Genomic DNA, 26,914 nt, shown 5'->3' on the forward strand with positions numbered 1-26,914 from the left:
GCTCTCGGTGTTGGGGGAGCGATTGTGCTTGGCGGATATACCATTCCTGAGATTACTCTGCAGAACCTGCATCCGAAGGGAACGCCTATCTGGCCTACCATGTTTATCTCCGTGGCCTGTGGCGCCATCTCCGGTTTCCATGCAACCCAGTCTCCGCTGATGGCACGCTGTCTGACCAGCGAGAAAAAGGGACGCACCGTATTCTATGGAGCTATGGTTTCCGAGGGTATCATCGCCTTAATCTGGGCGGCGGCAGGCGTGGCTTTCTACAACGGTACCGGCGGTCTGGTGGACGCGCTGGCCGGTGGACAGTCTTCCGTGGTTTATGAAATCTGCTTTAAGACTCTGGGCGGCGTGGGCGCCGTGATTGCCATGATTGGTGTTATCGCCTGTCCTATCTCCTCGGCGGATACGGCTTACAGAAGCGCCCGTCTGACTCTGGCCGACTGGTTCAAGATTGACCAAAAGCCGATTAAAAACCGTTTGATTCTGACCATTCCGCTGCTGGCGGTGGGCGCTGTGCTGACACAGATGGATGTGCAGGCAGTGTGGAGATATTTCTCCTGGAGCAACCAGACCCTGGCTATGATTGCACTCTGGGCGGCAAGCGTGTATTTATTCCGCAGAAAACGGCTTTACTGGGTGACTGCATTGCCGGCAACCTTTATGTCGGCGGTGTCCTGTACTTATATTCTGATGGCGGATGAGGGATTCCGGCTTTCCACGGCGATTTCCTATCCGATCGGAATCGCGTTTGCGGCGCTGTGTCTGGGAACCTTTGTTTTTACCTGCGTGATGAGAAAAGGGAAACATGCGGAGGATGAGTGCTTTGATGTGGATTTTTCTAAGAAGTAAGATTGGAAATTAAGAATTACGCTAAATAGGGGGAGCGCCGGAATGTGCGCTCCCCTGTTTTTTGTTGCTGCACTGTCACATGATAATGTCACATAATAACATTCCATGCTATCACAGAGACAGTCCGCCTCTGGCTCTGGCCCTGCGGTCCCGGATGGACTGGATGACCGGCACCAGGAAGATGGCCACGATACCGCCGGCAAATCCGTTGTTGTAGAGATTCATGCCGCCGTAGACGATTCCCACGTTGAGGGCCACGGAAGAGTGAAGGAATCCCGCCAGGATTCCGGCCAGAAAGCCGAACTCTCCGGCGATGGGCGCCAGGGTGGTGGATAACAGCAGGGCCAGCATGGGGGACGGGTCTGTCAGACTCCAGGATTTGGCCAGGCTGGCGAGACATACGCCCAGCATCACTGGGGCGATATTTCGCAGGTGCTTTCCCGTGGAACTGAAGCCTACAATGGTGAAAATGCCTCCGATGGTTGGACCGTTTAAATCACCGCCCACCGCCACCACCAGAATCGTGGCGAATAATCCGTTGATTCCCATATTTAACAGAGTTGGCGCAAGCCCCTCCGATTTCACATAATCGGTTCCGGAAATTCCGTTTGTCTTCAGTATCTCCCGGTAGGCCTTCCACGTCCTGTTCGGCGACGCGGCAAGACCAATCACCATCATTCCCACAAACAGAACCGTCAGCAACACGAAAAATTCCCGGTTCCTTCCGGTGGACCAGATGAGCCTTGACTGGATATCCAGCCCAAAGGACTTGAACAGGGATACCACCACGGTAGCTATGATTCCACCGGCAAATCCCACATTATACAGGGAATAACCCTTGTGGGCGTAATGGACGTGGGTGCACAGCGGCGGCAGCACAAATCCAATGATGATTCCCAGACAGAGACTTAAGAGGAATCCCACCGCCGCGGGAATCCCCTCAATCTGCATCACCTGGGTGATAATCGGAGACAGACTGGTCCCGTAAAAGCCAATATAAATGTAGCGCGATACGGATGTCTTATGGTATTTTGCGTAGAGAAACACGCCAAACAGGATGGACCAGATATTCAGCACATTTTTCCCAAACAGGGAGAAGCCGAACATTAAAAGGGCGGAGGTGATGGTGTGCCCATCCATCTCCATGCCAAGAGAATATACAATTCCAATACTTACCAGCGTCAGAAGGCCGGCATTTAAAAACGAAGCTCCCACTCCGCCTATCACAAAATAATCGGTTATCAGAAAATCCGGTTCCCGGATAATGGCGAGGAGTCCGGAGCCAATCTCATTGACAGGCTGCATCAGAAGCCCGGCCAGCACAAAATAGGCCGGCACCAGAGCCAGAATCAGGAATTTATCCCGTCTGGACAGAGGATGTCTCAGTTTCATTCTTGTTTCCTTTCTTTGTGTACTATGTAGTCCAGTATAACCTGATTTTCGCTTTGACTCAAGAATGAATTGCTTTCTGGATTATATTTCATGTTCGTAGCTGCCCTGCCGGTTTTTCTTTAACATGGCTTTGTGCTCATACATCCGTTTATCCGCTATTTCCAGCAGACGCTCGGCGCCAAGAGCTGCGTCTTCCCGGTTGTCCGCGAAGCCACAGGCCATGGACAGCGGATACTCGCCAGTCTCCTGAAACTGTTCCACTTCCTTCATGAGAGTGTCGGTCAGCTTCTCCATATCCAGGTCATTTTTCTCCATGAGCACGACGAACTCATCGCCTCCGATGCGGTACAGCTGGCCCAATTTTCCGAACACCCGGCGGATGCATTGGGCCGCTCCCTTGATGATCTCATCGCCGGCGCTGTGGCCAAAATGGTCGTTGACCAGTTTCAGGTTGTTGATATCCAGGATGACTGCGGTCAGCGGCCGCTCCCGGCCTTCGTTCTGTCTCATCTCCGTCATCATTTCCTCGTAGGCCACACGGTTGTTCAGCTTGGTCATCAAATCGGTGTAGGCCAGCTTTTTGTAGAGATTCATCTCCGTCTTTTCTTCGATGAAGCTCAGCAGGTCGTTGAAGGAAATGCCGAACAGAATCAGGATAAAGATTGCAAAGCCGTAGCGGAAATAGCGGCTGTTGTCGCTGGTTGGCAGCCGGTAAAAGGTGGCCAGATTGATGACCGAAAAGAGCAGCATAATTCCAAATGCCGCCAGCACTCCCCTGGCATAACCGGAGCCGGTTCTTTTTGTTTCCAGATACAGATGATATATGGCGGCCACATAGTCCACCAGCAGGAGCAGGTGGGTGACCGGGAGAAGTCTCACAAAATTCATCACTCCGCCAAGGTACAGAAGTCCCTGCACGGTAATATTCAGAAGCGACAGATTGATAAGACGGTTAAACAACGGCTTTCCCTTCGGACAGATGGTGCCAATCAATCCCAGGGCCGGAATCGGAAGCATCATAAACAGGAAAAATGACGCGATGCTGGCCGCCACTCCATTCTCCCACAGCAGCTGTGGAAAGGAAGAATCGGTCCAAATCCAGGCCGCCGATAAGAATATCGTGATTCCAAGATAGAGAAGGTTCTTCTTCTCATAGGCCCTCTTGTTCAGGCATTCCACCAGATAGCCAACCAGCAGGACCATGCTGATTAACACAAACAGCAGAGCGCATAAAAACTGCTCCGCATTGTCCAAAATAACACCTAAAATCAGGGAATTCCCGTTATCCAGATAGACGTTCTGAAGCAATGGCGCCAGATAAATGCTTTCCAGCGGATTTTTAAGATGGATGGAGACCGTCTGACCGCCGTACTCCGGCTTCATCGGAATCAGGCAGGCCACATTGCCAAGAATCGGCCCCACAGATGGTTTTGTGGAATATCCGTAATCATAAATACAGTTATTCTCCACATACACGGCCGCCGCCTGATAGTTATTGTAAAACATCATGGCGTCGCCTTCCGTCACCTCCGGCAGCTGACGGTACAGCACCGTTTCGGATTCACTGCTCACCGGCTGCTGCTCCGTGACCTGGTTAATCTCCACAGTCTGGCCATCCGTTATCTGATACCAGCCGGAATTTATCGTTTTCAGGGCATACGGACGAAGCCGTGTGGATGGCAGATTTCCTCCCACATTCACAGCAAACGTAATCCCCACAAACAGCAGGCACGCTGCCGCCAGCAGCAGATATCTGCCCCAGCGCTCCACGTTCCCCATTCTATTTTTATCCGGCATCCCCATTCTGCGGCATCCCCTTATCGTTTGGGCGGTATCTGTTGATACGCCCTTTGAGGAATATTATAGCATTATTACGGAGGGTTATCAATACTCCCGCTCCGTTACTCTGCCGCCTTGCGGATCATAATCCTGGTGTTGGCGTCCACGGATTGAATCAGCTGTTTCATGTTGTCCTCCGGGATGCGGATGCAGCCGGCGGAGCCGGAATCGTTGGTCTCGGTGTAGCAGTGGAGGAAGATGGCGGAGCCTTTGCCGGGGACGCAGTCCTCGTTGTAGTTGAGGGCCAGGCCGTAATGGTAGCTGACACCCTGACGGCTCATGTCCTCGCCGGAGTTCCAGTCTCTGGGTGTCTCGGCTATGTTGACCAGCTTGTTGTAGTAGGCGCTGTTGGAATCGTCTATCCAGAAATCCGTTTCCTGAATCTGGTGATAGGGAAGAATGCTTCCCGGGTTTTCTTTGGTGCCGAAGGCCATGGTGAAACTGTAAGTTCCGTAAGGGGTCTTTCCATCGCCCTCCTGCTTGTTGTCGGTTCCGCCGTTGCGGCCGTAGATGCCTGGGACCTGGAATGACTGGGTCCAGGTTCCGTCTGTCTGCTTTTTATAGTAGGATACGGTCACGTGGAATCCGCCGTTTTCGTCCACGACGATGGCCTGGGTGATGTCGGCGGTAGCCGTATCCGCATTTTTGTCGGAAGTTCCGGTCTCCTGCGTCTGCTCCACGCCAGGTCCTTTCAGGGATGTTTTTGAAGTCTCAGCCTGGGCCGGTATATCGGCTGCTATAATCAGGGCGCATGCGGCAAGCCACAGGGCCATTTTTCCGGGTAATCTCTTATTCTTAAAGTTCATAGGGGTATCCTCCGCCGTATCTTCTGAATTTGGAAAATCTACCATTTATTATACTACGAAATCCGGGGGAAATGTTCTGTCAACTTTATTAATATTTTGCCGCATCATTGAGCGGCTCCACCCGGCATATGGCCCGCCTAAAGGAGAGCTGGACCAGCCAGTATACCAGATTCTGTAACAGGAAAATGCCCAGGATGACTAAAACATTTGTCCGGAACGGAAGGTAATCTCCTATCTGGAGGGACAGGGATTTTAAAATTGCTTTTACGGTCAGAATTCCGGGCCAAAGAGTGAGGAAGAAGGACAGCCAGAGCAGCGGCCGGTAAATATCAAGCAGCATCCTTCGAATTTCCCCCGGCACATAGCCTATTAGACGCAGAATCTGTATCTCCTTTGCACTGTCCTGGAAATTGAGTAAAAGGGCCAGATACAGTAATATGCAGCCGATAAAACAGCCCATAACCTGGTTAATGACGGCGCTGCTGCGGTTGGAGACGGAATCACGGCGGAGAATCTCCAGCTTTTCCTCGTGGGACTGAATGACTGGGTGGAGTCCCTCATGCGCGTCAATATCAGCCACCGGAGGATTCATGCTCCAGATTCCGGTGTAGGCGTCCGGCGAAAGGGACAGGATTGCCGCCAGCGTCCTCTTCTCCATATAAATGCTGTCGGCCGCCGCATTGAAGGCGATACTGACGACAGTCATTTTCATTTCTCTTGCCAGGGGCGATTCAGAACCGGAAAATGAAACCACAACCGTATCCCCCGGATTTATCCCATACATCTCATGCAGCGCCGCTCCAATCACAATCTCATCTCCTGATGGAGCCGGTAATGTTCTTTTGTCATTATCCAGCAGCTCAAACATGGGGCTGCTGCCTTCCATACCGATGACATTCTGTGATATCTCATTTCCTGAGATGGTGACGTTTCCTGACACGGCGAGATATCGGACTTCCCCGGCTTTCCCATCGGCATTTTCCACATCTGCCAAACTTTTCCCGCCTTTCTCCCTTTCCTCGTCCAACACTGGCATTTCAAAAGTGGTGTTATACCGGTAATTATGTCCCTCCGTCTGGGATTTAAAAATCACACCACTGCTCAGGGTCAAGGAATAGGCCAAAATAAACATAATGGAAAAACTGGCCGACGCCCCCAGAATCAGCAGAACCGTCACCGGCTTTCGCAGAGCCAGACGGACCTGCCGGCGGTATTTCCCCGGCACAAATGCGGCGGCCGTATCGGCCAGACGAAGAGTCCGCTTCATACTCTCTCCCTCCTTCGTCTCCGCCATAAGGATTCCCGTCTCTCTGCCTCTGATCATCCAATAAGTCCCAAAAACCGCAGTCCCGGCCACCGCCGGCGGAACAAGGGTTCCTATCAGAAAGCTGCCGGGATTCAGCCCTTTCACAAGTCCATTCACCTGGTAGGATTCCTCCCCCGCGCGGATTAATATATCCGACACGAAATATCCCCCTGCCAGCCCCATCACTGCCCCTGCCAGTGCCAAACATACGGCAAACAAGACGATATAACGCTCCAATTCTCTATCCATAAACCCCAGCGCTTTCAGACACCCAAACTCCACCTGATTGGCCCGGAAAAAGCGGTAAAAATACAGCGCAACCCCAAACCCGGCCAATCCCCCAAAGGCCAGCAGCACATTTCCAGCCAGTATCCCATTGGAGACAAGCCCGTTCCGATACAAGACCTGATTCTCCGTCAACGATGCCAGCCCATCCAGCCACCTCAAATTCCCATCCACCGAAGCATGGACAAAAAAGTACATAAACGAAGGAAACGCCGATAATCCCAGCAGCAGAAGGAGAAATCCCCTGTCCCTGCACAACTCTCTCTTCAACTGTCTCTTCACATAGCCCATATCCCTACCCCCACACCATCTCATCCGCCCCAATGGGGTGCTCCTGAAGCCGGTCCTCCCACAGCAGGCCGTCCTTGATGGTCAGCACCCGGTCCGCCGTCCTGGCTATCTGAAGATTGTGGGTGACAAATATCACCGTGACGCCATAGTTCTCCTTCACTCCGTGAAGCAGCTTCACCACCTTCTTGCTGTTGGCCTCATCCAGAGCCCCCGTAGCCTCATCGCAAAACAAAATCTCCGGCTTCTTGATAACCGCCCTGGCGATGGCCGTGCGCTGCTTCTGCCCGCCGGAGAGCTGGGCCGGAAACTTGTCAAGCACATCCCCCAGCTCCAGCATTTCCACCAGACTGTCAAAATCCAGATTTTCCCCGCCTGGCGCCATGCCAATCTCAATATTTTCCCGCACCGTCAGATTCCGCAGCAGCAGATAATTCTGGAAAATGTTGCCGGTACGGCTTCTCTTCCACCTGGCAAGCTCCTTCTCCCCAAGCTCCGTGATAACCTGCCCCCCGCACCGGACGCTTCCACCGGTAGGCCGCAGCAGTCCCGACATGATGTTTAACAGGGTCGTCTTTCCGCTGCCGCTGGGCCCCAGCAATACAACAAAGGATTTCTCTGCAATTTCCAGAGAAATCCCCTTCAATATCATTTCCTGTTTATCAAACGCTTTTGTGATTCCAACTGCTTCCAGGATTATAGTTTTCATGCCGTACTACTCCGCCTTTCCCTCTGTTTTTCTGCGCAGCTGCAATTGACGGTTGATGAGGTCCACATCACTTCTGATTCGGAACACATCCACCAGGCAGCCGATGACATAGACGGCAATTCCCATGAAAATAAGAACCCACAAAGGCGTGCTTTCATACCAGCCAAAGAGTGAGCCGGATACCACCAGCACCGCCAGCACGTAGCCCACCTCCACACCGGTTTCTACCAGAAAATAACTGCTCTCGAACCGTCTTAACAGTTCCAACCCCAGATGGATGATGAGATTGGCAAGGCCAGCCTGAAAGACAGTGACAATAAAGATGGCACAGCCGCCGTACAGGGCTGCCACCGCCGCCAGAAGCAGCAGAGACAGGCCGGTAGTTGCCAGCCAGTTTCTGATCATGCGTTTCATTATCTTCACCTTCCCAACACTTTTTCTTTGATGGCCGAAACATATTTTCTCGTCACATCAACCTTCTCACCGTTTGACAGCGTGGCTTCCATGCGGCTGTTTCTAAGAGGGCGGATACTCTCCAGCACATTGACATTTAAAATGCAGGATTTGCTGGCTTTGACAAAACCGGCGCCGGCCAGTTCCTCCTCCAGCTGGTAAAGCCGCTTGTCACAGCGGTAAACCTCCGATTCCCCGTACACAAACGTCCGCTTATCCACACTTTCTATATAGAAAATGTCTCCGGCATTGACCCACAGCCTCTCCTCGTCCCGGCTGCACTCCACCCCGCGGTCCACGGATGTTATCAACCGCTCCAGTTTTCTCACGGTCTGGTTCATGGAGGCGTATCGAATCAATACCTCAATGTCCTCCCGGCTCAAATCTTGTTCCAGGCTTACTTTCATGTTTTGTCGTCCCTTTCATCAAGTCTACCCATCCCGCCGCCGGATTGCAACAGGCGGAGTACCAACGTGCAGGAAAATGATTCCAACATGCAAAATCCGGCAGTAATCAGTCCCTATACTCCACGGAGTTCCCATCGCAGAGCTGCCGGTACAGAAAACAGGACTCCTCGTGGTCATTAATCATGCCGCAGGCCTGCAGATGGGAGTACACGGTGATGGAGCCCAGATATTTAAAGCCCCTCTTTTTCAGTTCCTTGCTGACCGCATCCGACACGTCATTGCTGGCGATGGGACACTGCTGGTGGCTTTTGTATACAAGGGTCTTTCCGTCGGTATAGCTCCACAGGAACTTGTCAAAGGAGCCGTACTCTTGGATAATCTCCAGATAGGCCCTGGCGTTTGTAATGATGGCCTGAATCTTTCTGGGAGAGCGGATCATTCCCGGCGTCTCCATGATTTCCTGAATCTTCTTCTCATCGTAGTGGATGATTTTCTCGTAGTCAAAGTTGTCGAAGCACTGGCGGAAAATCTCTCTCTTATTCAACATCATGGTCCAGTTCAGCCCGCACTGCATCACTTCCATCATCAAAAACTCAAAATGCTTCCTGTCATCATGAACCGGAATCCCCCACTCCTCGTCGTGGTACTTCTGATTGACACCGTCGTCCTGACACCATTTACACCTCGTAATCATCTGGATTTCCTCCTGTTATTTGTCTGGTTTTCTACCGTAATCATATCATAAGTGGGACGGAGACGCACTAAAAACTGACAACTTAAGGCTTGTCTTGTGGGAAAGTATCTGATAAAGTAACTATTAGGTTTCAAACTACTTTGAAAATAACTTTGAAAACAGGAGTGACGATATGATGAAAAATAGCACAGCAATTACGGGGGCTGCTGGAATCGATTGACCGGAAGAGCTATCCCGCTTACAAATCGGCACAGGGGGCTTATGATTTTACGGACTATGTGCTTTCGATTGACCATGTACAGGGGGACCCCTTTGCTTCACCGTCGAAGCTGAGTATTACGGTTACCCACCAGAAGGCGGGGTATCCGGCGGAATGCTTTGACACGGATTATAAGCAGGTGGCGCTGGAGGACTATCTGGTGAGACAGTTTGCCCAGGAGATTGGGAAATTTAATTTTAAGGCGAAGGGCTCCGGGAAGAGCGGACTGATTTCCACCAGCCGGCCGGGTCCGGAGATTTTGAGAAGGACGGCCTGCGAGATTGGGAGCAAGGGGATTACGCTGCGGTTTGAAGCTGGTTTTCCGGCCAATGGGCGGACAATTAACTCCGGGGAGCTGGTGAAGATTTTATTTGATTTTCTGCCACGGTGTGTGAGGAATGTGTGCTTCTATAAGAACCGGGATGCCAGGGAAGTGGCTGGGGTGGCTTATCTGGCGGAGGACCAGCATTTTATCCGGGAGGAACTGGATAAGAGGGGGCTGGTGTCCTTCGTGGCCAACGGCGCCATTCTACCCAGGGAGAGTGGGGTGTCCAGTCGCCCTATGGTGAAGAGCGTGCCCTTCCAGTCGCCGGAGGCGCTGCGGGTGACCATGGAACTGCCTCATCACGGAACCATCACAGGTATGGGTATCCGGAAGGGAATTACGCTGATTGTGGGCGGCGGTTATCACGGGAAATCGACACTTTTGAAGGCGCTGGAGACCGGCGTTTATAATCATGTGGCCGGGGATGGACGGGAGTATGTCATCACGGAGGACAGTGCCATGAAGCTTCGGGCTGAGGATGGGAGAAGTGTGCGGAACACGGATATCTCGCTGTTTATCAATGATTTGCCAAACCGTAAGGATACCCACTGCTTCAGCACGGAGGACGCCAGCGGAAGCACCTCCCAGGCGGCGGCCGTGATCGAGGGGATTGAGGCGGGATGCCGGACCTTTTTGATTGATGAGGATACGTCGGCCACCAACTTTATGGTGCGGGATGATTTGATGCAGAAGATTATCAGCCGGGATAAGGAGCCGATTACGCCGTTTATTGAGCGGGCCAGAGATTTATATGAGAAGGCCGGTATTTCTACCATTATGGTGGCGGGAAGCTCGGGGGCTTATTTCTATATTGCGGATACGGTGATTCAGATGGATTCCTATCTGCCTTATGATATTACGGAGGAAGTAAAATCCTACTGCGCCGGGTATGGGGCGGAGCCGATTACCTCCGCGCCAGGGTTCTTTCTGCCGACGGTGGAGCGGAAACTGGGCGGCGGGCGGAAAGGCGGCGCGGCACCTGCTTCCATGGCAGGCCAAAACGTTCTGACGCAGGCGGCTTATGATGAGGAGAATGGAAGCGGGGACAGCAATGCGCGCGGCGACTATGACAGCGAGCGTGGCGGCTATGGCGGCGAGCGCGGCAGCTACGGCAACGAACGCGGCGGCGGTTATGGCAGCGGTCATTATGGCCGTGGAGGCGGTAATCGCGGCCGGGGTGGATATGGCGGCGGCTACGGCGGTGGCCGTGGGGATGGCCGCGGTGACCACCGCAGTGATGACAGAGGTGCCGGCCGTGACAGCCGCGGTCGTGACGAGCGCATCAAAGTGAAGGTATTTGGCAAGGATTCCCTCCAGGTTGGGCGGGAAACGGTGGACTTAAGATTTGTGGAGCAGCTCATCGACTCCGAGCAGACCACCGCCCTGGCGCAGATGCTCCGCTACTGTCTGGAAAAGCGGATTCTGGAGCAGTGCAGTGTGAAGGAAGCGGTCCGTCTTCTGACAGCCAAAGTCAGCAAAGAAGGACTGGCCTCCATAAACGACTCCTCCTACGCAGCCGTAGGCCTCTGCCAGCCACGTACCCAGGAAATCTTCGCCTGTTTAAACCGCTATCGCGGATAGACTGACGATACGACAGAAAAAGCAGCCCCTCACGGACTGCTTTTTCTGCTATTTCCATTCCATTATCTCTCTTCTATCACACTCTCTTTTCCCGCACTCTCCTTCGAATCTCTCTCTTCCATCTCAGCTTTCAATGCCCCATTCTCATCCGTCTTTAACTCCAACTCCCCTTCAAACATAGTCCCATCCTCAGTCAACCGGTACAGCTGGCTCTTCCATACCACCCACTGGCTGTGAGCCATGCATCCGTCCGAATTCAGATAATACCACTCATCCTTGTACAAAATCCAGTCGTCATGCACCATAAAGCCCAAATCATTGAACCAGTACCAGTTGTCTCCATCTTTGTACCAGTCGTCTTTGATATAGATTCCGCTTGTGCCGATATAGAACCGCCACCCGCCCTCCTCTTTCAGCCAGCCAGGCGTTTTGCTGGTCCAGGTCTTTTTGAACTCGTCCGGGGTCTTGTAGAGTTTTTTAATCTCCTCCGTGCCGCTGCCCCAGTCCGGCAGCTGAAAATGGGGTTTATCCTTAATACTCTTCCAGCTGCCGCCCCATTCCAGCCCCAGACTCTCGCCGATAGCGCCCACCTTCTCAAAAAACTGGCCTTCCTCGTTGTAGGCGCCCCGTCCATCATTTCTATAAAAATCAAACGCCGTCCCCCACTGGTGGAAGGAATCGTAGGTGATTCCCCTGGCGTTGGTCACAATATCCCCAGGCTTTGTGCGGCCCTGGGCATACAGATTCTCCTGTTCCAGCACCGTCCGGTAGGTCTCCCCAATCTTGATGGACAGGCCCCGTGTCCTGCATTCCTCCTCCAGCCGTCCCGCAAGGAACTGAAGCCGTGGATGGCACAATGTAATATCTCTCATGAAATAACTCCTGTTTTACTTTTTCCCTATATCATATGAAAAAAGAACAGGCCCTGTGCCCCCCCCCGGATATCTAGTACATATCCGATAAGACGGAGTAAAATGCCGTATTTTTATCCCGCCTGGCTCTGTCGGTAAATGCTTTGTAATCCTCTTCTGACAAATAAGATGCAACAACACTGAAAAATGCAATATTGTCATTCTGGTAAGCCTGCTCCGCATACGCCTTTATCTCTTCTTTTGGCAAATACGGCAGCATTTCATTGAAAAATGTGATTCTGCCATCGTCATAGGCCCTCCTGGCATAGGCGGCCGCCTTTTCATCCGTAAGATTCCAGGCACCCTCGGAAAAGAACGTAATCCGGTTGTCCCGGTACGCCCGCTCCAGATACTTATCAAGCATTTCTGCATCCAGCTCCTGGACAATACAGGAATAGAAGGCCACGTTGGAGTCCTCATAGACAGCATCGCACAGAGACTCCTGAACACTCCTCTCCAGCTCCGGGAAAATGGCGGTGAAACCGGTCAGTTTTTCATCCCTGTAAAATTCTCCCGCAAGCGCCGCCAAATCCTTCCCGCTCACATCCACAACACTCACCACCAGCGGCCGCTCCAGTTTGAAATTAAAATGGGAATTCAAGTCCTTCTCACTGAGCCGCTGCACCAGCGCGGTGAGCGCCGTCATAAACGCGTCCTCCTCTTTGAAGGAGGCACAGGACTTGTCAAATGCAGCCTTGACCACTTCCCCATTTTTCAACACGATATCCGCCTTGCCCGCATAGGCATCGTAGGCGGAACTGCTCAAATTCCAGCCCAGCTCGATGATATAAGGCGCTTCATAGTAACCGTCCATCCGGTAGGCGTGGGTAACTTTCCCATTCTCACCCCTGCTCTCCCACTGCCCGGCCCCCCAAGGAGGAGCGGATTGGGAGGAGGAAGCCCCATAGGCCCCCATCGTCACAGCCCCCGCCATCAAAATAATCGTACACACAAATGTCAGCGCCGTAAACACTCTCGATTTCTTCCCATATTTCATAATGGCCCCCAGCCTTTCTTTTAATAGTTCTTTCCCTTCACAAAGGGTTACTGACGCCAGGTGATTCTGATAACCTCCGTCAAATGCCATCGCATGCAGCAGCGTATCCCCATAGGCACGCCGCTCCTCCCCATCCATTTTCCGAATGAGCGCTTCATCGCAGGACAACTCACACAACCGGTCGATTTCCCGTCCTATCAGATGGACCAGCGGATTAAACCAGTGTACACAGATGGTGATCTGCACCAGCCATTTGTAAAACATATCCAATCGTTTTAAATGGGTCAGCTCGTGCAGAATCGTATACGTAAATTCCTTTTCCGGCAGTTCCGTCGTCGGAAGCACAATCCACGGATGGAAAAATCCCATAAGAAGTGGGGAGGCCGCCTGGGGATTCGTGTACAGCCGCATCGGCCCCCGGATTCCTGCCCGCTCCACCAGCCGTCCAAACCGCTCCAGCACTTCCATGTCCTCAGGCTCCGCACATCCTGCTTTCAGCGTTTTGGTAAACCGCCGATAGAGAGTTATTTTATAGGTAAACAAAAACAGCGCGCCAGCCAGCCAGATAATTCCCAGACTCACCGCCGCCGTCCGGACTGCCCTCTTCGCCCAGCTCAGCAGACTTGACAATCCCGCCGGGGAGATGGGGCTGCCGCTCTCCATGACAAGCTCCTGTGCGGAAACATTATCCCGCACAGACCCGTTGGTCTGGCCGGCCCCGCTGTTCCCAGCCGGATGTTCCTCCCACTCCGCCCAACCGGCGTTCTGCTCCTGATACGCATAATAACTGTCATTCACATCCTCAACCGTCTGCTCCACCCAGCTTCCGGTCTTCTCGATTCCCCGGAACAGGCTGCCCACCAGGTTCTGCTCCGGCGCCAGCGGTATCCACAGGCGGGCTATCACCAGCAGCCAGATATAATACTGCCATCGGCGGCTGAATCTCTCCCGAAACCATTTCCCAAACAGCCACAAAACAAGAATCATCATCCCCCCGGACAGAGACAGGGACAGTCCCGTCTTCATCACATCAATCATGGCTCACCCCTCTGCTTTCCCAGAATTGTTTCAGCTCCTCATAGTCCTCGGGAGAAAGCATCTCCTTCTCAATCAGCGTACACACAAGCCCCTTGGCGTCCCCCTGGTAGAGCTTGTGAAGAAATGTCTCCGTCTGGGCTGCCTGATAGTCTTCCTCCATCACCACCGCCACATACTCATTCTTCCGCCCGATTTTATTGGACTTCAAAAGCCCCTTCTCCATCAGCCGCGACAGCAGGGTGATAATCGTATTCTTCGTCCACGACTCCCCTCTCGCCTCCAGCCCTTCCACAATCTCCGCATACAAAGCCCGGTTCCCATTTCCCCATATAATCTTCATAAGCTCCAGCTCGTAATCCGATACCTGCTGCATGATGCCTCCTTTTTTAAGCGTACAAAATGTTATCTTGGATTTAGGATAACATTTTGTACGCTTAATGTCAAGACTCATTTGTCAATCCGTCCTATCAGAGATTCCCCTTGACGCCGGAGGCAAAATATGCAAAAATAAAATCATACTTTAGATTTGCATAATTCTCTCGTTCCACGAGCAAACTAATAACAGGAGGTATCCCATGTATTATGAAAGAACCATTGAACCTGCCATAAAAAGTATCAGTCAAACCTTTCCTGTCTTGATCGTTACCGGCCCCAGACAGGTGGGCAAAACCACTCTTTTAAGCCATATGGCAGAAAAGGAGAGAACAATCGTATCCCTGGACAATCCTACTATACGGGCCTTTGCCAAACGTGACCCGGAACTGTTTTTACAGCGCTATCAGCCCCCTGTATTGATTGACGAGATACAATATGCTCCCGAACTGTTTGACTATATAAAAATATATGTAGACCGTGAAAAACGTCCCGGTGACTTCTGGCTTACCGGTTCCCAAACCTTTCGTATGATGAAAAGTGTCACCGAATCCCTGGCAGGCAGGGCGGGAATCGTGAAAATGCTTGGCCTCAGCAACAGTGAAGTGAACGGAAACCATTTTCCTCCCTTCCAAGTGGATATCCCGGCATTGACAAAACGGCTGCGGCAAACGACACCGACGACGCTTTCCCAGGTCTATGCCCGCATCTTCAGAGGCTCCATGCCCAGACTGTATGAGGAAGATACGGTAAATACGGAGCAATACTACGAATCCTATCTGGAAACCTATATCAGCCGGGATATCAAGGACTTGTCCCAGGTAGGTGATGATATGACTTTTTTAAACTTTATGTCCGTGATTGCCGCCAGAACTGCGACCAACGTAAACTATGAGACCATCGCTGGGGAAGTCGGCATTTCTGCCCCCACCGTCAAGCACTGGCTGTCAATTCTCGTGTCCTCCGGACTGGTCGCCCTGATTCAGCCCTATTCCAATCATGCGTTAAAGAGGGTGATTAAAGCGCCGCGGATGTATTTTCTGGACACCGGTCTCTGCGCCCATCTGACACGCTGGAGCAGTCCGGAGACTTTGGAGCGCGGGGCCATGGATGGGCAGTTTTTTGAGACCTGGGTAGTCTCTGAAATATATAAAAGTTATTTAAATGCAGGGAAACAGCCACCTCTCTATTTTTATCGGGACAGCAACAAAAAAGAAATTGACCTGTTGATTTATGAAGATGGTATCCTTACGCCAATCGAGATTAAAAAAAGTTCTGCGCCAAAAGATGCCGTAAAGAATTTTTCAGTTCTGGCTCCCATCGAAAAAGAGCCCAGTGAAGAGGATATTTTTTCAGGCACCGCCCACTTAAAGACAACTGTCGGAACTGGCGCCGTTGTGTGCATGCCTGTGGATATGATACCTGTGGATGAAAAGAACTGGTATATCCCGGCATGGCTGATTTGATAAAAAAGTGATAAAAACAGCGATATACCTTGCCCCCTCCCCCGGCATCATATCGCTGTTTTGCTGTATTATTTCTTTGATTTCTGTTTCAACCGGAGCTTAATCGTAAAGATGGAGAACACATCGGCTGTCAGCTTGAAGCTCCTGATCTGCTTGGGGCTCCACACCCGGTTTTCCCGGCACTCGTCGAATCCCACGTAGCCCACAAATTCCCCCTCATCCAGCATCGCGCACTGGAGCATGGAGCATATGCCCTGGGGTTCCAGCACCGCGCGCACGTCGGGATGGGTCTCACTGATATCCGAGCAGTAGAAAATGCCGTTCTCATCAAAATTCTTCTGATAATCCCCCAACTCCTCCTCATAGGAGAGATTTTGCAGACTTTCCATCTGCGATTCCACTCCATCGGCACACCACTCAAAGGTGTTGGAGCAGTACCGCCCATCCTCGGAGCTCTCGAAAATGTAGGCGCGGCTCACATCATAGGAGCGGCCGATGATTTCAAGCAGCTGGTTGATGGAAGACTCCAAATCCCCGGCGGAATACAGCATGCGGAACGTGTACTGTGGCAGCCGGATATCCACCACGCTATGCTCGTCGGAATCCACCACGGTTCTCATCTCTATCTTCCCGGCATTTCCGAAATTCTCCACCCCCATGTCAGTGGTGTAAAGAGTCACCCCGCCGCGTCCGCATTTCTTTCGGGCGTAGAGGGCGCAGTCGGCACATTTATAAAACTCCTGGTAGGTCAGCTCCCCATAGGAAAATACGGCCACTCCCACACTGCAGGAGATGGGCGGCGCGCCGATTTCCGGGGACAGCATGGAGATAGCCGCTGTCAGTTTCTCCGCCTTCTCCATGGCCGCCTTCCTGCTGCTGACATGGGGCAGATAAATCAGGAACTCATCCCCGCCAATCCGCCCGGCTAAATCGCCGTGGCGGATATTTTTCCGAATCGTTTCCGCTACATCGGAGAGCAGACTGTCCCCTGCCAGATGGCCGTAATTGTCATTAACCGCCTTAAAATAGTCCACGTCCAGAATAAACAGCGCCTGCATCCCATCCGGTTCCTCATCCTCCATACAGCGCTCCACCAGCAGATTGATGGTGGCCTTGTTGTAAAGACCGGTGAGGGCGTCGCGCTGGGCCATATCCAGCAGAACCTGCACCTGCCTTTTCTCATTGCTGATATCCGTAATGACTCCCACCGCCCGGATAGCCCGGTGCTCCGAGTCAAACAGCGCAGTCGCCCGGATGCGGCACCAGATATACCGGCCGCCGATAGCTTTAATGCGGAATTCTGTCTCCGAATAAGGCACCCCGGCCGCGGTGTCCTCCATAATTTTCACAAAGGCCGGCATATCGCTTGGATGGATATTCCTGGATAGCGGAATATTTTCACTGATTTGCTGACAGATCGGTTCATAGCCGAATTTTTTTAACCAGTTTGGAGAAAAAAACAGGGTATCCTTCTTGATATCCCATTCGAAAATAATATCGGTTGCCTGGTCCACAATAATCTGATAACGCTCCAGCGACAGCCGCAGTTCCTCCTGTTCCTGCTTGCGCGCCGTATTTTCAATCAGCAGACAGAAGAAGGATTCCTCCCCGCTGCCGTCATCCAAAAGCCGTCCCTTCTCCAAAATCCAAATCGGCTGGCCGCTTTTGCACACCAGCCGGTATTCCAGCTCGATCTCCCGCCCTTTTTGAAGCTGCTGGCGGGTGGCCTCCCGAAGAGCGTCCCTGTCCTTGGGAAGTATCATTTCCATAAAATGATTGTGAAACAGGGTCTCCACTTCTTCTCTGGTATATCCAACCATGGACAGAAAACTGTCGGACATGGAAATAAATGTAAAATCATCGTCATTTTTAAACTGATGGGCCCCGCCCGGGATATTGTGGTTTAACACCTCCATCTGCCGCTGGCGCCAGCCGGCTCCCCGCCGCAGACTCATTTTCCGTTTACTCATAGCTGCCTTCTCCCTGCCAACTGATGTGAATCGTCCTGCTTTATGTTCCATATTGTTCAATATGATTTGACTTTATTTATCTCTTTCGATAAAATAAACAGGTGATACTAATATTGTAAAAATTTTGAGGAAAATTGGAAGTCATTTCACTTACTTTGCATTATATACACTTACTTTGCAAGCCACATGTTTTTACATGAAAAGGAGGATTCTCTATGATTCAAATCGCCATATGCGATGATGACGCAGGCGAGTTGGAAAAAGCCGGCGCACTGCTGGAAACATACTGTGGACTGCATCGCGACGCGGATATGGTCTGCCGGAGATTTTCGTCGGGAGCCGAACTCCTTGCCTGCGTGAACACAGGTGTTTTGTTTGATATTTATTTACTGGACATTCTGATGCCGGGCTTAACCGGGATTGAGGTGGGAGCCGCCATCCGTGAGACAGACCGGGATGCGGCCATCGTTTTCCTGTCCAGCTCCGATGAGTTCGGGGTCACATCCTACCGGGTGCGGGCCTATGATTATCTGATAAAACCGGTGGAGGAGTCAAATCTCTTCCCCACGCTGGATGAACTGCTCAAACAGATTGCCGCGCGGCGAATCAACACATTTCCCATAAGGGCGAAAAACGGCATTCGGACCGTCCAGCTGCACCGGCTCGTATACGTGGAGTACCGGAATCACAAATGCTTCTACCACCTGGAGGACGGCACCGTCATCGAGAGCATCACCCTGCGGGAGCCCTTCAACGAGATAATCGCCCCGATTTTGACCGACAAACGCTTCGTCAAATCCACCATCTCCTACCTGGTAAACATCGCCTGCGTCAAATCCATCGAAGGGCGGAACCTCTACCTGACAGACGGCGCCTGCCTCCCGGTTTCCCGTGGCTGTATCAACGATTTGCGAAAGAGTCTGGTGAGTTATCTTTTGGATGGGGCAAGAGGAAAATGACATAAATAGATATTGCATTCCTCCCAGGGTCGATGTATAATCCTCTTGATTTGGAGGTGCACTATGATTCAAAATTCCTACACCATTTACGAATCCGCAAAAGCAATGGAAGATTTCTACAACGCTTACCAGCTGGCTCCGGAGAGCATCGTAAACACCCACTACGTTTCCGAAAAAACAGCCGCCGCGAATCTTGAATTGGCGTATTTATATTATGAGGCTTATAAGAATACTTTGGAGTCCTGAATAGGTACTCTCACAAAACAACAATAGCCGGGCCCCCAGCAGACGCAAGGGTACCCGGCTATTTTAGCGGAGACGAAGGGATTCGAACCCTTGTGCCGGGATAAACCGACAAACGCATTTCGAGTGCGCCGCGTTATGGCCACTTCGCTACGTCTCCTTGTTGGATGGGCTGGCAAAAAAACACCAACCACTAGATTATACACGATTATCACGATTTTGAACAGTGGTTGGTGAAAAAATTTTTAAATATTATTGTGATTGCAAATCCAGGACGTGGACAGGTCCATGGCGGCGCGGCAGGCGTTGGTCTGGTCCAGGGAGTGGAGCATGACGAAATCGTGTATCATGGCCTGGAAGCGGACCGCGGTGACGGAGACGCCGGCGCAGCGCAGGGCTCTGGCGTAGGCTTCGCCCTCATCCCGGAGGACATCGGCTTCACCGTTGATGATCAGGGCTTCGGGAAGTCCCTTTAACTGCTCGCAGGCAGCGCAAAGCGGGGAGGCCGTAATCTGGCTTCTGTCCCGTGGATTGGGGGCGTACTGGTTCCAGAACCATTTCATGCCCTCCCGGTACAAATAATACCCCTCCGCGAACTCACAGTAGGAACCCGTATCAAAACACGCGTTTGTGACCGGATAGTACAAAAGCTGCTTTTGAATCTTCGGGCCTCTCCGGTACTTGGTCATCAACGTCATGGCGATGGCCATATTACCGCCCACACTGTCCCCGGCAACGGTCAGGGTGTCCGGGTTCATGTTGATTCCGATACTGCTTAACATCTGCTGAAGATAGAACAGCACGCTGAAACACTGCTCGATAGCCACCGGATAGCGCGCCTCCGGGGACCTGGAATACTCCGGGAAAATGACCATGCAGCCGGTCCTCGCCGCCAGCTCCCGCACCAGCTTCTCGTGGGTGTGAAAGCTTCCAAACACCCATCCGGCCCCGTGAATGTAAAAAATCACATCCGCCGGCTCCCTCACGCATTCCGGAATCACCAGATACATGGGAATTCTTCCCCAGGTTCCCGTATTTACCATATAACTGCTGATTTCCGCCGGATACATAGATACCGGCTGGTTCTGGGTCTCCTCCAGCTTCTCCCGCCCCACACTCGGCGGCAGTTCGAAGATGAGCGGCGGCTTGGCGCTGGCCACACTGACAGCTTCCGCCGCCGGTTCCAAAGATATTCTGCATTCCATATAAAAAACCTCCTGATGACAGCCTGATAGTATCACTCTATTCATCCGGAGGCATTTTCATATCTTGTATTCCCAATTTTTTATCTGATAAAGTTTGTCCGGTAATCCTTCTCGGCCTTTGGCATCTCAATACCGTTTTGTCTTCCACAGTCGATGCACTTTAACAGCCAGGCCATATTTCTTGCCAGGTTTCTCATGGTCTGGAGGCCCTCTTCATCCTTCAGCACATCCTCCACACAGTTTCCGTGCACCATGTTCCAGTAGGTGGACGATACCACCGGCATCTGGGAAATGGTGAAGTATTTGTTCATCTCATCGATGGTGGCCGTGGTTCCCGCCCTTCTGGCCGACGCGATGGCCGCCGCCGGTTTGCCTGCGAAATGTGAACCGCCCACATAGAACATCCTGTCAAGAAGGCTGATAACGCCTCCGTTGGCCGACGCATAGTAGACCGGCGAGCCCACAATCAATCCGTCCGCCTCCTTCATCTTCGCCACACACTCGTTGACAATATCCTCGGTGAACACGCAGCTGTGCCTGTCCTTGCAGGTCCCGCAGCCGATACAGCCGTGAATCCCGTCAGTCCCAATCTGCATAATCTCAGAATCAATTCCCTGTTTATGTAACTCCTTCGCAATCTCACTGAGCGCCGTAAACGTACATCCACTTTTCCTTGGGCTTCCATTAATCATCAATACTTTCATCCACACTACCTCCACTCATCTCGTGACTCGTCAGCTCTCTCGGCACCTCTCTTTGTAGCCAAAAAAGAACACCCGATTACCGTGCAAAATAGAAATGCCTGTTTCCCTTCTATTTTAACACAAAAATCGGGTGTTCTCCCATTTTTCTTATATTTTATTTTCCAAAGTAATTCTTCACTCCGGCCACCAGCCCGTCGGCCAGTGTGTTTAACGTGGCGTCCGAATGGTCCGAAGCCTTATCGCCCAGCTCGATATCAATGGACGGAACGGTGGAAAATGACGTCTGTGTCAAATCCATCTCCATGGCTCCACTGGAAAATATCTTAACGCCCGCGCCCTTCAGCCCGGCAATCAGGCTGTCGCCAAGAGCATGATGCTTCTGCCAGTTGGATTTCACCGGCTCCATGTTCCGGTAGGACTCCACATTGGGGACGCTCATGTAAAATGCGCCCTTGTTGCTGGTGGTGGAATCCCAGTGGAGGGCTATATGGCAGTCCGCCATGTTGTTGGCAATCACCGTTCTGGCGATATTGTCCAGCTGGACGTCATCGGTCTCCCGGATCATCAGCACGTCATATCCTTCCGCCAGCAGTTTGTCCTTCAACTTCTTTGCCATGGCAAGAGTCACCTTGGCTTCCGCCGTCCCATCGGAAAACTGCATTCCGCCGGACACCGCAACCGCCGATGTGGCGCCCGCGCTTGTGGTTCCACCTGTCACTTTGGGCGTACCGTCCGGATGGCACTGGGTCTTCACGCTGGAACCGCCTTTCGTCCCATGGCCGGCATTGACGCAGACGGTGATGCCCTTCCGGGACGCCGCTTCTGATTTGTAGAGCATGGCTGCTCCGGAATTGATTTTGGAGAAGTCCGCATATTTCCAGGAGGAATTCAGTTTCACTTCCCCGCCATTCGCCGTGGACGCCGCTTTTGCGCTCTCCGTCTCCGGCTGCACCGTGGACACATACTGGGTGGAAATGTAGCAGGTCTTCTCCTGATACACCACCCGGCTCCAGGTATCGCTGACCGCCGTCCGTTTCAGGGAGGTTCCTTTCGAAAGGGCGGTGACAATCTCCGCCGATGTGCTGGCATCCGCCCGCAGATTCACCTGGTCTCCTGTCACATATACTGTCTCGCTGACGTCCGTAAAGGAGGGGGCTGTCTCCGTCATAATCGTGGTTTCCAGCGCGCTGCTCTCCACGCTGACATCGCCGTCCGCGGCCGCATTTCCAGCCGCTTCCGTCATGCCTTCCCCGCCAGTGACACCGGCGCCCGCCGCGTCATTGCCGGCTGCAGCGTCATTTCCACCAGTTCCGGCACCAGCATTTCCGGTACCGGCCACGCCGTCATTTCCGTCATCTCCCGGCGCCTGGGCGCTCTCCGGTATCTCCACCGGTTCATAATTTTTCCCACAGGCATTGGCCGACAGGGATACCGCCACCGCGGCCGCCAGTATCCACGACCTGCGGCCGATTCCCCGCCACCTTTTTCTTGCATTGATCCATTCATTCATCTGATAATCCCTCCGCCCACAACATAGTCTCCATCGTAAAACACCACGGCCTGTCCGGGCGTGATGGCACGCTGGGGTTCCTCAAAAACGCACTCCACCACGCCGTCCTCCAGTTCCCGGATGACACAGGGCGCCCCTTTGTGGCTGTAACGGATTTTCGCCGTCACCTGCATTTCCCCGCCATGAAGGCCGTCTATGGCCATCCAGTTCAAATGATCGCACCGCAGAGTATCCGAGAACACATCCTCCGAATCTCCGATGACCACCTCGTTGGTGTCCGGCCTGATTTCCACCACGAATACCGGCCGTTTCATGGACAGGTTCAGCCCTTTCCGCTGGCCGATGGTGTAGTGGGTGATGCCTTTGTGGCGCCCGAGAACATTTCCATCCAAATCCACGAAATTGCCCTCCGGCAGATGGGTATCAGAATTTTCTTCTATAAATTTTGCGTAATCATGGTCCGGTATAAAGCAGATTTCCTGGCTGTCCGGTTTGTTGGCCACCTGGAGGTGAATCTTGTCGGCGATGGCCCGGATTTCCTCCTTGCTGTACTCTCCCACCGGCATCAGCGTGTGCGCCAGCTGGTACTGGGTTAAGTTGTACAGGGCGTAGGTCTGGTCCTTGGCGGCCGTCACCGATTTGCGCAGGGCGTACCTTCCGTTTGGAAGCTGCTCGATTCTGGCGTAATGGCCGGTGGCAATGTACTCCGCCCCGATATCCAGACTCCGCTTCAGCAGCGACTCCCACTTCACATACCGGTTGCAGGCGATACACGGATTGGGCGTTCGCCCGCAAATGTATTCGTCCACAAAATAGTCGATGACATGCTCCTTAAACTCCTGCTTGAAATTCATCACATAGTAGGGAATGTCAAGCTCCCAGGCCACACGTCTGGCGTCATCCACGGCGCTTAAGCCGCAGCAGCCGCCATTTTCCTCCTGCACCTGGGTGTCCTCGTCCTGCCAAATCTGCATGGTGACACCCACCACGTCATATCCCTGTTCCTTCAAAAGGTATGCCCCGACCGAGGAATCCACCCCGCCTGACATGCCTATCACTACTTTTTTCCGTTTCCACTCATAAATTCCTGTCCTGTGTCTCAAGTGATACCGGGAAATGCTTCCGCTCCCCGAATCCCTTAGTATTCTTCGGTTTCCTCTTCCTCATGCTCGCCGATATCGGACTTTGGCTGTACCAGCCCCTCAATCTCGATTCCATTTTTCTGCGCATAATCCCAGAGCGCCGCATGAATGGCCTCTTCCGCCAATAAGGAACAGTGTACCTTAACTGGTGGCAATCCGTCAAGCGCTTCCATCACCGCTTTGTTGGTAATCTTCATGGCTTCCTGGATGGATTTGCCTTTGACAAGCTCCGTCGCCATGCTGCTGGTGGCTACCGCGGCGCCACAGCCAAAGGTTTTGAATTTCACATCACGGATAATCTGGTTCTCGTCGATATCCAGGTACATCCGCATGATATCTCCACATTTGGCGTTGCCCACGGTTCCCATGCCGCTGGGATTCTCCATCTCGCCTACATTTCTTGGGTGCTCAAAATGGTCCATAACTTTCTCTGTATACATAATCTTTCTCCTGTTGTTTTCTATCGGTTATTTTTTATTTGCTGTTATTCCTGATTTCTTTGATACGTTCTTACTTCTCTTATCTTCCTTACCGTCTCTGATGTCTCAAAAAATCCTCATAGAGCGGGGACATTCCACGCAGGTAACTCACAATCTCCTTCACCTGCTCCACCACATAATCCATTTCTTCCTTTGTGTTCTCCTCGTTCAAGGTGAGACGTAAGGAGCCGTGGGCAATCTCATGAGGCAGGCCGATAGCCAGCAGCACATGGGATGGGTCCAAGGAACCGGAGGTACACGCCGAACCGCTGGAACCGCAGATTCCGGCCATATCCAGCTTGATAAGCAAGGATTCCCCCTCGATAAACTGGAAGGCTACATTCACATTGTTGCTGAGACGGTTGGTTCTGTGGCCGTTGATTCTGGTGTAGGGAACCTCAGCCATGATGCGCTCCATCAGGTAATCCCGAAGCTCGCTCTCCTTCTTCGCCCGCTCTTCCATGGTGGCTAATGCCATCTCCACGGCCTTGCCGTAACCTACGATACCGGGAACATTTTCCGTGCCGCCCCTGCGTTTGCGCTCCTGGGCGCCGCCGTGGATGAAGGAACGGGTCTTGATGCCGGTGCGGATATACAAAAATCCGATGCCCTTCGGGCCGTTAATCTTGTGTCCGCTGGAGCTTAACATATCGATGTTGTAGTCGTCTACATTGATCGGCACATGGCAGTAAGCCTGGACCGCATCTGTGTGGAACAAAATCCCATGCTCCTTTGCAATGGCCCCAATCTCTTTAATCGGCTGGATGGTGCCAATCTCGTTATTGGCAAACATGATGGAGATGAGGATGGTGGTCGGCCGGATGGCTTTCTTTAAATCCTCCAGCTTCACGGTGCCGTTCTCGTCCACATCCAGATAGGTGACCTCGAAGCCACGCTTCTCCAGATACTCACAGGTGTGAAGCACGGCATGGTGCTCGATTTTGCTTGTGATAATGTGATTTCCCTTGCCCTGGTAGGCTTCCGCCGTGGCCTTGATGGCCCAGTTGTCGGACTCGGTTCCTCCTGCCGTAAAATATATCTCATTGCTCTTCGCCCCAAGGGAGTCAGCAATGGTCTCGCGTGCGTGGGCAATCGCCTTCTTGCACGGGGTTGAAAATTCATATACCGATGATGGATTACCATAAAATTCGGTAAAATAGGGCAGCATCGCCTCCACAACCTCCGGCCGTGTCTTGGTCGTTGCCGCATTGTCTAAATAAATCGTCTGTTTCATACGTGTAAACCGCCTTTCTCGTAGTACTAAAGTTCAAAGCTTCATCTACATTACCTATTATATATTATATTCCTACTTTTTCAATAGGAATTAAAAACATTTTAACAAAAGCCGCTGACTTTTCTTTCATGCCCTGTCAGCGGCTGGAAATGTCGGACTGACGGATTATTCCTCCACCAGCTTAAATTTATCCGCCCCCTGCTTGCAGATAGGGCAGGTGAAATCCGCGGGGAGTTCCTCTCCCTCGTAAACGTAGCCGCATACCTGGCATACCCATTTGTGGGTGGGGGAGTTGGAGGACTTATCTGCTTGTTCTTCCGTCTCCGGCAGATAGGTAGGAGCATTTTTCGGGGCTTTTCCCTTGACCACTTTGTGATAGTAGGCATAGGTCATGGCGTCGCCCGCTCCCTCGTAGACGTCTCCCTCCACGACTTCGCCTAAAAATACCGTGTGGGTAGCCGTCTCCATGGTGTCAATGACTCTGCACACCACATAACCGCAGGAATCCTTCACAACAGGAACTCCCTCTACCACTTCATATGCGACGGAATCGAATTTGTTGACATCCTTCCCGCACTGGAACCCAAAAGTTCCAATCAAACCCGAATCGGAATTCTCCGCCAGAATGGAAAAAGCGAACTTCCCACTGGCCGCGATGCACCGGTTGGTGTAGTTATCATGGTTAATGCTCACCGCTATCGTAGCCGGCGAGGACGTAATCTGCATAATGCTGTTGGCAATACACCCGGTCGGCCGGTCCTTATCCATAGTAGACACCACATAGACTCCATATGACATACTTCTGAAAATGTTTGCATTCATATTATAACCCCTCCACTTTTCGTTATTCTTTTACTATCCGTTCTTAACTATTAATAATAGTAATTATTACTAATATTAAGTATAACAGACTGGAAGAAAATGTCAAGTGGTTTTATCTATTCCATTTATTTCTTTTATGTTTTTACAAAAGGGGCTGTAAAAAAACTCCCTAATTAGGAATCGCCAGTTCCGGCAAATGCCGGTTCTGGTGATTCCTTGTTTTTATAGCTGCTTTTTGATGTTCACTTGTAAAAAATGGTTCACTTAATAAGCCTATGTGGGTAACTTTTCTTTGCTTTTAAGCTGCTGCTTCTTTTCGCTGCTTTTTATTATGATATTTATAGATGTTAAATCCACAAGAGATTAACGTAAGTTCAAGAATTACATTTTTCTCACCTCTTCGAAATAATCTTTTGTAAGACCTGTCCCATTTTAATACTCCGAATGTTCCTTCTGCCTGAATACTCCTATTCATTCGCAAAAGGGCTCCATGGATGGACTCCAGGTTCGATAGTACTTCCTGATGTATGGCAGTTAATTCCTCATTCATGCGGATTGTCCGGTTGCCTGATGCCTTTGGACTGCATTCACTTTTTATTCGCAGCCCTCACAGGATTCGCATTCATAGAGTTCTTCCGTTCTCCCATACTGATTCTTATATAC

The 26,914-nt window shown here is 51.9% G+C and carries 24 protein-coding genes, 1 tRNA gene and 1 pseudogene; 5 read left to right on the forward strand and 21 right to left on the reverse strand.

From position 1 onward, the window contains the following. Positions 1 to 855: carbon starvation CstA family protein (locus tag HMPREF9473_RS28265; protein WP_006781948.1), on the forward strand; the 855-nt coding region annotated here is incomplete at its 5' end. Positions 856 to 966: 111 nt separating this feature from the next. Here HMPREF9473_RS28265 and HMPREF9473_RS19600 read toward each other — a convergent pair. The 8 genes from HMPREF9473_RS19600 to HMPREF9473_RS19635 form a co-directional block, all read right to left on the reverse strand. Next, positions 967 to 2,247 carry a DUF1576 domain-containing protein gene (locus HMPREF9473_RS19600; RefSeq protein WP_006781949.1) on the reverse strand — a complete coding sequence of 427 codons (1,281 nt, stop codon included), beginning with the start codon at positions 2,245 to 2,247 and terminating at the stop codon, positions 967 to 969. A gap of 81 nt (positions 2,248 to 2,328) precedes the next feature. After that, entirely contained in the window at positions 2,329 to 4,044 is a 1,716-nt protein-coding gene (locus HMPREF9473_RS19605) for a GGDEF domain-containing protein (RefSeq protein ID WP_207636808.1), read from the reverse strand. Positions 4,045 to 4,148: 104 nt separating this feature from the next. Continuing rightward, entirely contained in the window at positions 4,149 to 4,892 is a 744-nt protein-coding gene (locus HMPREF9473_RS19610; RefSeq protein ID WP_006781951.1) for a L,D-transpeptidase family protein, read from the reverse strand. A gap of 88 nt (positions 4,893 to 4,980) precedes the next feature. Next, entirely contained in the window at positions 4,981 to 6,774 is a 1,794-nt protein-coding gene (locus HMPREF9473_RS19615; RefSeq protein ID WP_006781952.1) for an ABC transporter permease, read from the reverse strand. A gap of 4 nt (positions 6,775 to 6,778) precedes the next feature. Continuing rightward, positions 6,779 to 7,480: an ABC transporter ATP-binding protein gene (locus tag HMPREF9473_RS19620; protein WP_006781953.1), complete on the reverse strand. Its 702-nt coding sequence runs from the start codon at positions 7,478 to 7,480 to the stop codon at positions 6,779 to 6,781. A 6-nt stretch (positions 7,481 to 7,486) separates the two neighbouring features. Beyond that, positions 7,487 to 7,894, reverse strand: a complete 408-nt coding sequence (locus tag HMPREF9473_RS19625) for a DUF3021 family protein (RefSeq protein ID WP_006781954.1) — start codon at positions 7,892 to 7,894, stop codon at positions 7,487 to 7,489. A gap of 5 nt (positions 7,895 to 7,899) precedes the next feature. Continuing rightward, positions 7,900 to 8,340: a LytTR family DNA-binding domain-containing protein gene (locus HMPREF9473_RS19630; protein WP_006781955.1), complete on the reverse strand. Its 441-nt coding sequence runs from the start codon at positions 8,338 to 8,340 to the stop codon at positions 7,900 to 7,902. 106 nt (positions 8,341 to 8,446) lie between these two features. Further along, positions 8,447 to 9,034 carry a DNA-3-methyladenine glycosylase I gene (locus HMPREF9473_RS19635; RefSeq protein ID WP_006781956.1) on the reverse strand — a complete coding sequence of 196 codons (588 nt, stop codon included), beginning with the start codon at positions 9,032 to 9,034 and terminating at the stop codon, positions 8,447 to 8,449. A 182-nt stretch (positions 9,035 to 9,216) separates the two neighbouring features. Between HMPREF9473_RS19635 and HMPREF9473_RS19640 the strand changes: the two genes are divergently transcribed. Further along, entirely contained in the window at positions 9,217 to 11,199 is a 1,983-nt protein-coding gene (locus tag HMPREF9473_RS19640) for an ABC-ATPase domain-containing protein (protein WP_034859654.1), read from the forward strand. 62 nt (positions 11,200 to 11,261) lie between these two features. Here the strand turns inward: HMPREF9473_RS19640 and HMPREF9473_RS19645 are convergent, their stop codons facing one another. From HMPREF9473_RS19645 to HMPREF9473_RS19655, 3 genes are all read right to left on the reverse strand, one after another. After that, positions 11,262 to 12,071, reverse strand: a complete 810-nt coding sequence (locus HMPREF9473_RS19645; protein ID WP_006781958.1) for a M15 family metallopeptidase — start codon at positions 12,069 to 12,071, stop codon at positions 11,262 to 11,264. Positions 12,072 to 12,144: 73 nt separating this feature from the next. Further along, positions 12,145 to 14,145, reverse strand: coding sequence for a M56 family metallopeptidase (locus tag HMPREF9473_RS26495; protein ID WP_006781959.1), 2,001 nt, complete (start codon positions 14,143 to 14,145; stop codon positions 12,145 to 12,147). After that, positions 14,138 to 14,518, reverse strand: coding sequence for a BlaI/MecI/CopY family transcriptional regulator (locus HMPREF9473_RS19655; protein ID WP_006781960.1), 381 nt, complete (start codon positions 14,516 to 14,518; stop codon positions 14,138 to 14,140). Before HMPREF9473_RS19655 ends, HMPREF9473_RS26495 begins: the two co-directional genes overlap by 8 nt. Before the next feature lie 202 nt (positions 14,519 to 14,720). Between HMPREF9473_RS19655 and HMPREF9473_RS19660 the strand changes: the two genes are divergently transcribed. After that, positions 14,721 to 15,983 (forward strand): ATP-binding protein, encoded by a 1,263-nt coding sequence (locus HMPREF9473_RS19660; protein ID WP_006781961.1) that lies wholly within the window; start codon positions 14,721 to 14,723, stop codon positions 15,981 to 15,983. Positions 15,984 to 16,051: 68 nt separating this feature from the next. Here the strand turns inward: HMPREF9473_RS19660 and HMPREF9473_RS19665 are convergent, their stop codons facing one another. Beyond that, on the reverse strand, positions 16,052 to 17,953 hold the full coding sequence (locus HMPREF9473_RS19665) for a sensor domain-containing diguanylate cyclase (protein ID WP_006781962.1): 1,902 nt from the start codon (positions 17,951 to 17,953) through the stop codon (positions 16,052 to 16,054). A 215-nt stretch (positions 17,954 to 18,168) separates the two neighbouring features. On the opposite strand from HMPREF9473_RS19665, the gene HMPREF9473_RS19670 reads away from it, so the two are divergent. Further along, on the forward strand, positions 18,169 to 18,912 hold the full coding sequence (locus HMPREF9473_RS19670) for a LytR/AlgR family response regulator transcription factor (protein WP_006781963.1): 744 nt from the start codon (positions 18,169 to 18,171) through the stop codon (positions 18,910 to 18,912). Between the two features lie 63 nt (positions 18,913 to 18,975). Then, the gene (locus HMPREF9473_RS19675; protein WP_006781964.1) at positions 18,976 to 19,158 is read left to right on the forward strand and encodes a hypothetical protein; all 183 of its coding nucleotides are present in this window, start codon (positions 18,976 to 18,978) and stop codon (positions 19,156 to 19,158) included. 67 nt (positions 19,159 to 19,225) lie between these two features. Here HMPREF9473_RS19675 and HMPREF9473_RS19680 read toward each other — a convergent pair. The 9 genes and pseudogenes from HMPREF9473_RS19680 to HMPREF9473_RS27010 all read right to left on the reverse strand — a co-directional run. After that, positions 19,226 to 19,315, reverse strand: a tRNA-Ser gene (locus HMPREF9473_RS19680). Between the two features lie 85 nt (positions 19,316 to 19,400). Continuing rightward, positions 19,401 to 20,360, reverse strand: a complete 960-nt coding sequence (locus HMPREF9473_RS19685) for an alpha/beta hydrolase (protein ID WP_006781965.1) — start codon at positions 20,358 to 20,360, stop codon at positions 19,401 to 19,403. Positions 20,361 to 20,440: 80 nt separating this feature from the next. After that, positions 20,441 to 21,064: a flavodoxin family protein gene (locus HMPREF9473_RS19690; RefSeq protein ID WP_006781966.1), complete on the reverse strand. Its 624-nt coding sequence runs from the start codon at positions 21,062 to 21,064 to the stop codon at positions 20,441 to 20,443. Positions 21,065 to 21,218: 154 nt separating this feature from the next. Next, positions 21,219 to 22,574, reverse strand: coding sequence for an N-acetylmuramoyl-L-alanine amidase (locus tag HMPREF9473_RS19695; RefSeq protein WP_006781967.1), 1,356 nt, complete (start codon positions 22,572 to 22,574; stop codon positions 21,219 to 21,221). Next, on the reverse strand, positions 22,571 to 23,677 hold the full coding sequence (mnmA, locus tag HMPREF9473_RS19700; protein ID WP_278245537.1) for a tRNA 2-thiouridine(34) synthase MnmA: 1,107 nt from the start codon (positions 23,675 to 23,677) through the stop codon (positions 22,571 to 22,573). The genes HMPREF9473_RS19695 and mnmA overlap by 4 nt, the downstream gene beginning before the upstream one ends. 35 nt (positions 23,678 to 23,712) lie before the next feature. Continuing rightward, positions 23,713 to 24,156 carry a Fe-S cluster assembly scaffold protein NifU gene (nifU, locus tag HMPREF9473_RS19705; RefSeq protein ID WP_006781969.1) on the reverse strand — a complete coding sequence of 148 codons (444 nt, stop codon included), beginning with the start codon at positions 24,154 to 24,156 and terminating at the stop codon, positions 23,713 to 23,715. 88 nt (positions 24,157 to 24,244) lie between these two features. Beyond that, on the reverse strand, positions 24,245 to 25,429 hold the full coding sequence (nifS, locus tag HMPREF9473_RS19710; protein ID WP_006781970.1) for a cysteine desulfurase NifS: 1,185 nt from the start codon (positions 25,427 to 25,429) through the stop codon (positions 24,245 to 24,247). 165 nt (positions 25,430 to 25,594) lie between these two features. Beyond that, complete coding sequence (locus tag HMPREF9473_RS19715; protein ID WP_006781971.1) at positions 25,595 to 26,251, reverse strand: flavin reductase family protein; 657 nt, start codon at positions 26,249 to 26,251, stop codon at positions 25,595 to 25,597. Positions 26,252 to 26,549: 298 nt separating this feature from the next. Further along, positions 26,550 to 26,914: pseudogene (locus HMPREF9473_RS27010) on the reverse strand (transposase); the annotation flags it as partial.

Source organism: Hungatella hathewayi WAL-18680 (assembly GCF_000235505.1).
GTDB classification, from domain to species: domain Bacteria; phylum Bacillota; class Clostridia; order Lachnospirales; family Lachnospiraceae; genus Hungatella_A; species Hungatella_A hathewayi_A.

Coding starts and splice junctions, on each gene's coding strand:
- HMPREF9473_RS19655 (WP_006781960.1), bottom strand. CDS start 14,518: ATGCAGCAGGTATCGGATTACGAGCTGGAGCTTATGAAGATTATATGG.
- HMPREF9473_RS19600 (WP_006781949.1), bottom strand. CDS start 2,247: ATGAAACTGAGACATCCTCTGTCCAGACGGGATAAATTCCTGATTCTG.
- nifU (WP_006781969.1), bottom strand. CDS start 24,156: ATGTATACAGAGAAAGTTATGGACCATTTTGAGCACCCAAGAAATGTA.
- HMPREF9473_RS26495 (WP_006781959.1), bottom strand. CDS start 14,145: ATGATTGATGTGATGAAGACGGGACTGTCCCTGTCTCTGTCCGGGGGG.
- HMPREF9473_RS19620 (WP_006781953.1), bottom strand. CDS start 7,480: ATGAAAACTATAATCCTGGAAGCAGTTGGAATCACAAAAGCGTTTGAT.
- HMPREF9473_RS19625 (WP_006781954.1), bottom strand. CDS start 7,894: ATGAAACGCATGATCAGAAACTGGCTGGCAACTACCGGCCTGTCTCTG.
- HMPREF9473_RS19685 (WP_006781965.1), bottom strand. CDS start 20,360: ATGGAATGCAGAATATCTTTGGAACCGGCGGCGGAAGCTGTCAGTGTG.
- HMPREF9473_RS19660 (WP_006781961.1), top strand. CDS start 14,721: ATGTATTATGAAAGAACCATTGAACCTGCCATAAAAAGTATCAGTCAA.
- HMPREF9473_RS19645 (WP_006781958.1), bottom strand. CDS start 12,071: ATGAGAGATATTACATTGTGCCATCCACGGCTTCAGTTCCTTGCGGGA.
- HMPREF9473_RS19635 (WP_006781956.1), bottom strand. CDS start 9,034: ATGATTACGAGGTGTAAATGGTGTCAGGACGACGGTGTCAATCAGAAG.
- nifS (WP_006781970.1), bottom strand. CDS start 25,429: ATGAAACAGACGATTTATTTAGACAATGCGGCAACGACCAAGACACGG.
- HMPREF9473_RS19615 (WP_006781952.1), bottom strand. CDS start 6,774: ATGGGCTATGTGAAGAGACAGTTGAAGAGAGAGTTGTGCAGGGACAGG.
- HMPREF9473_RS19610 (WP_006781951.1), bottom strand. CDS start 4,892: ATGAACTTTAAGAATAAGAGATTACCCGGAAAAATGGCCCTGTGGCTT.
- HMPREF9473_RS19715 (WP_006781971.1), bottom strand. CDS start 26,251: ATGAATGCAAACATTTTCAGAAGTATGTCATATGGAGTCTATGTGGTG.
- HMPREF9473_RS19605 (WP_207636808.1), bottom strand. CDS start 4,044: ATGCCGGATAAAAATAGAATGGGGAACGTGGAGCGCTGGGGCAGATAT.
- HMPREF9473_RS19690 (WP_006781966.1), bottom strand. CDS start 21,064: ATGAAAGTATTGATGATTAATGGAAGCCCAAGGAAAAGTGGATGTACG.
- HMPREF9473_RS19670 (WP_006781963.1), top strand. CDS start 18,169: ATGATTCAAATCGCCATATGCGATGATGACGCAGGCGAGTTGGAAAAA.
- HMPREF9473_RS19675 (WP_006781964.1), top strand. CDS start 18,976: ATGATTCAAAATTCCTACACCATTTACGAATCCGCAAAAGCAATGGAA.
- HMPREF9473_RS19665 (WP_006781962.1), bottom strand. CDS start 17,953: ATGAGTAAACGGAAAATGAGTCTGCGGCGGGGAGCCGGCTGGCGCCAG.
- HMPREF9473_RS19695 (WP_006781967.1), bottom strand. CDS start 22,574: ATGAATGAATGGATCAATGCAAGAAAAAGGTGGCGGGGAATCGGCCGC.
- HMPREF9473_RS19630 (WP_006781955.1), bottom strand. CDS start 8,340: ATGAAAGTAAGCCTGGAACAAGATTTGAGCCGGGAGGACATTGAGGTA.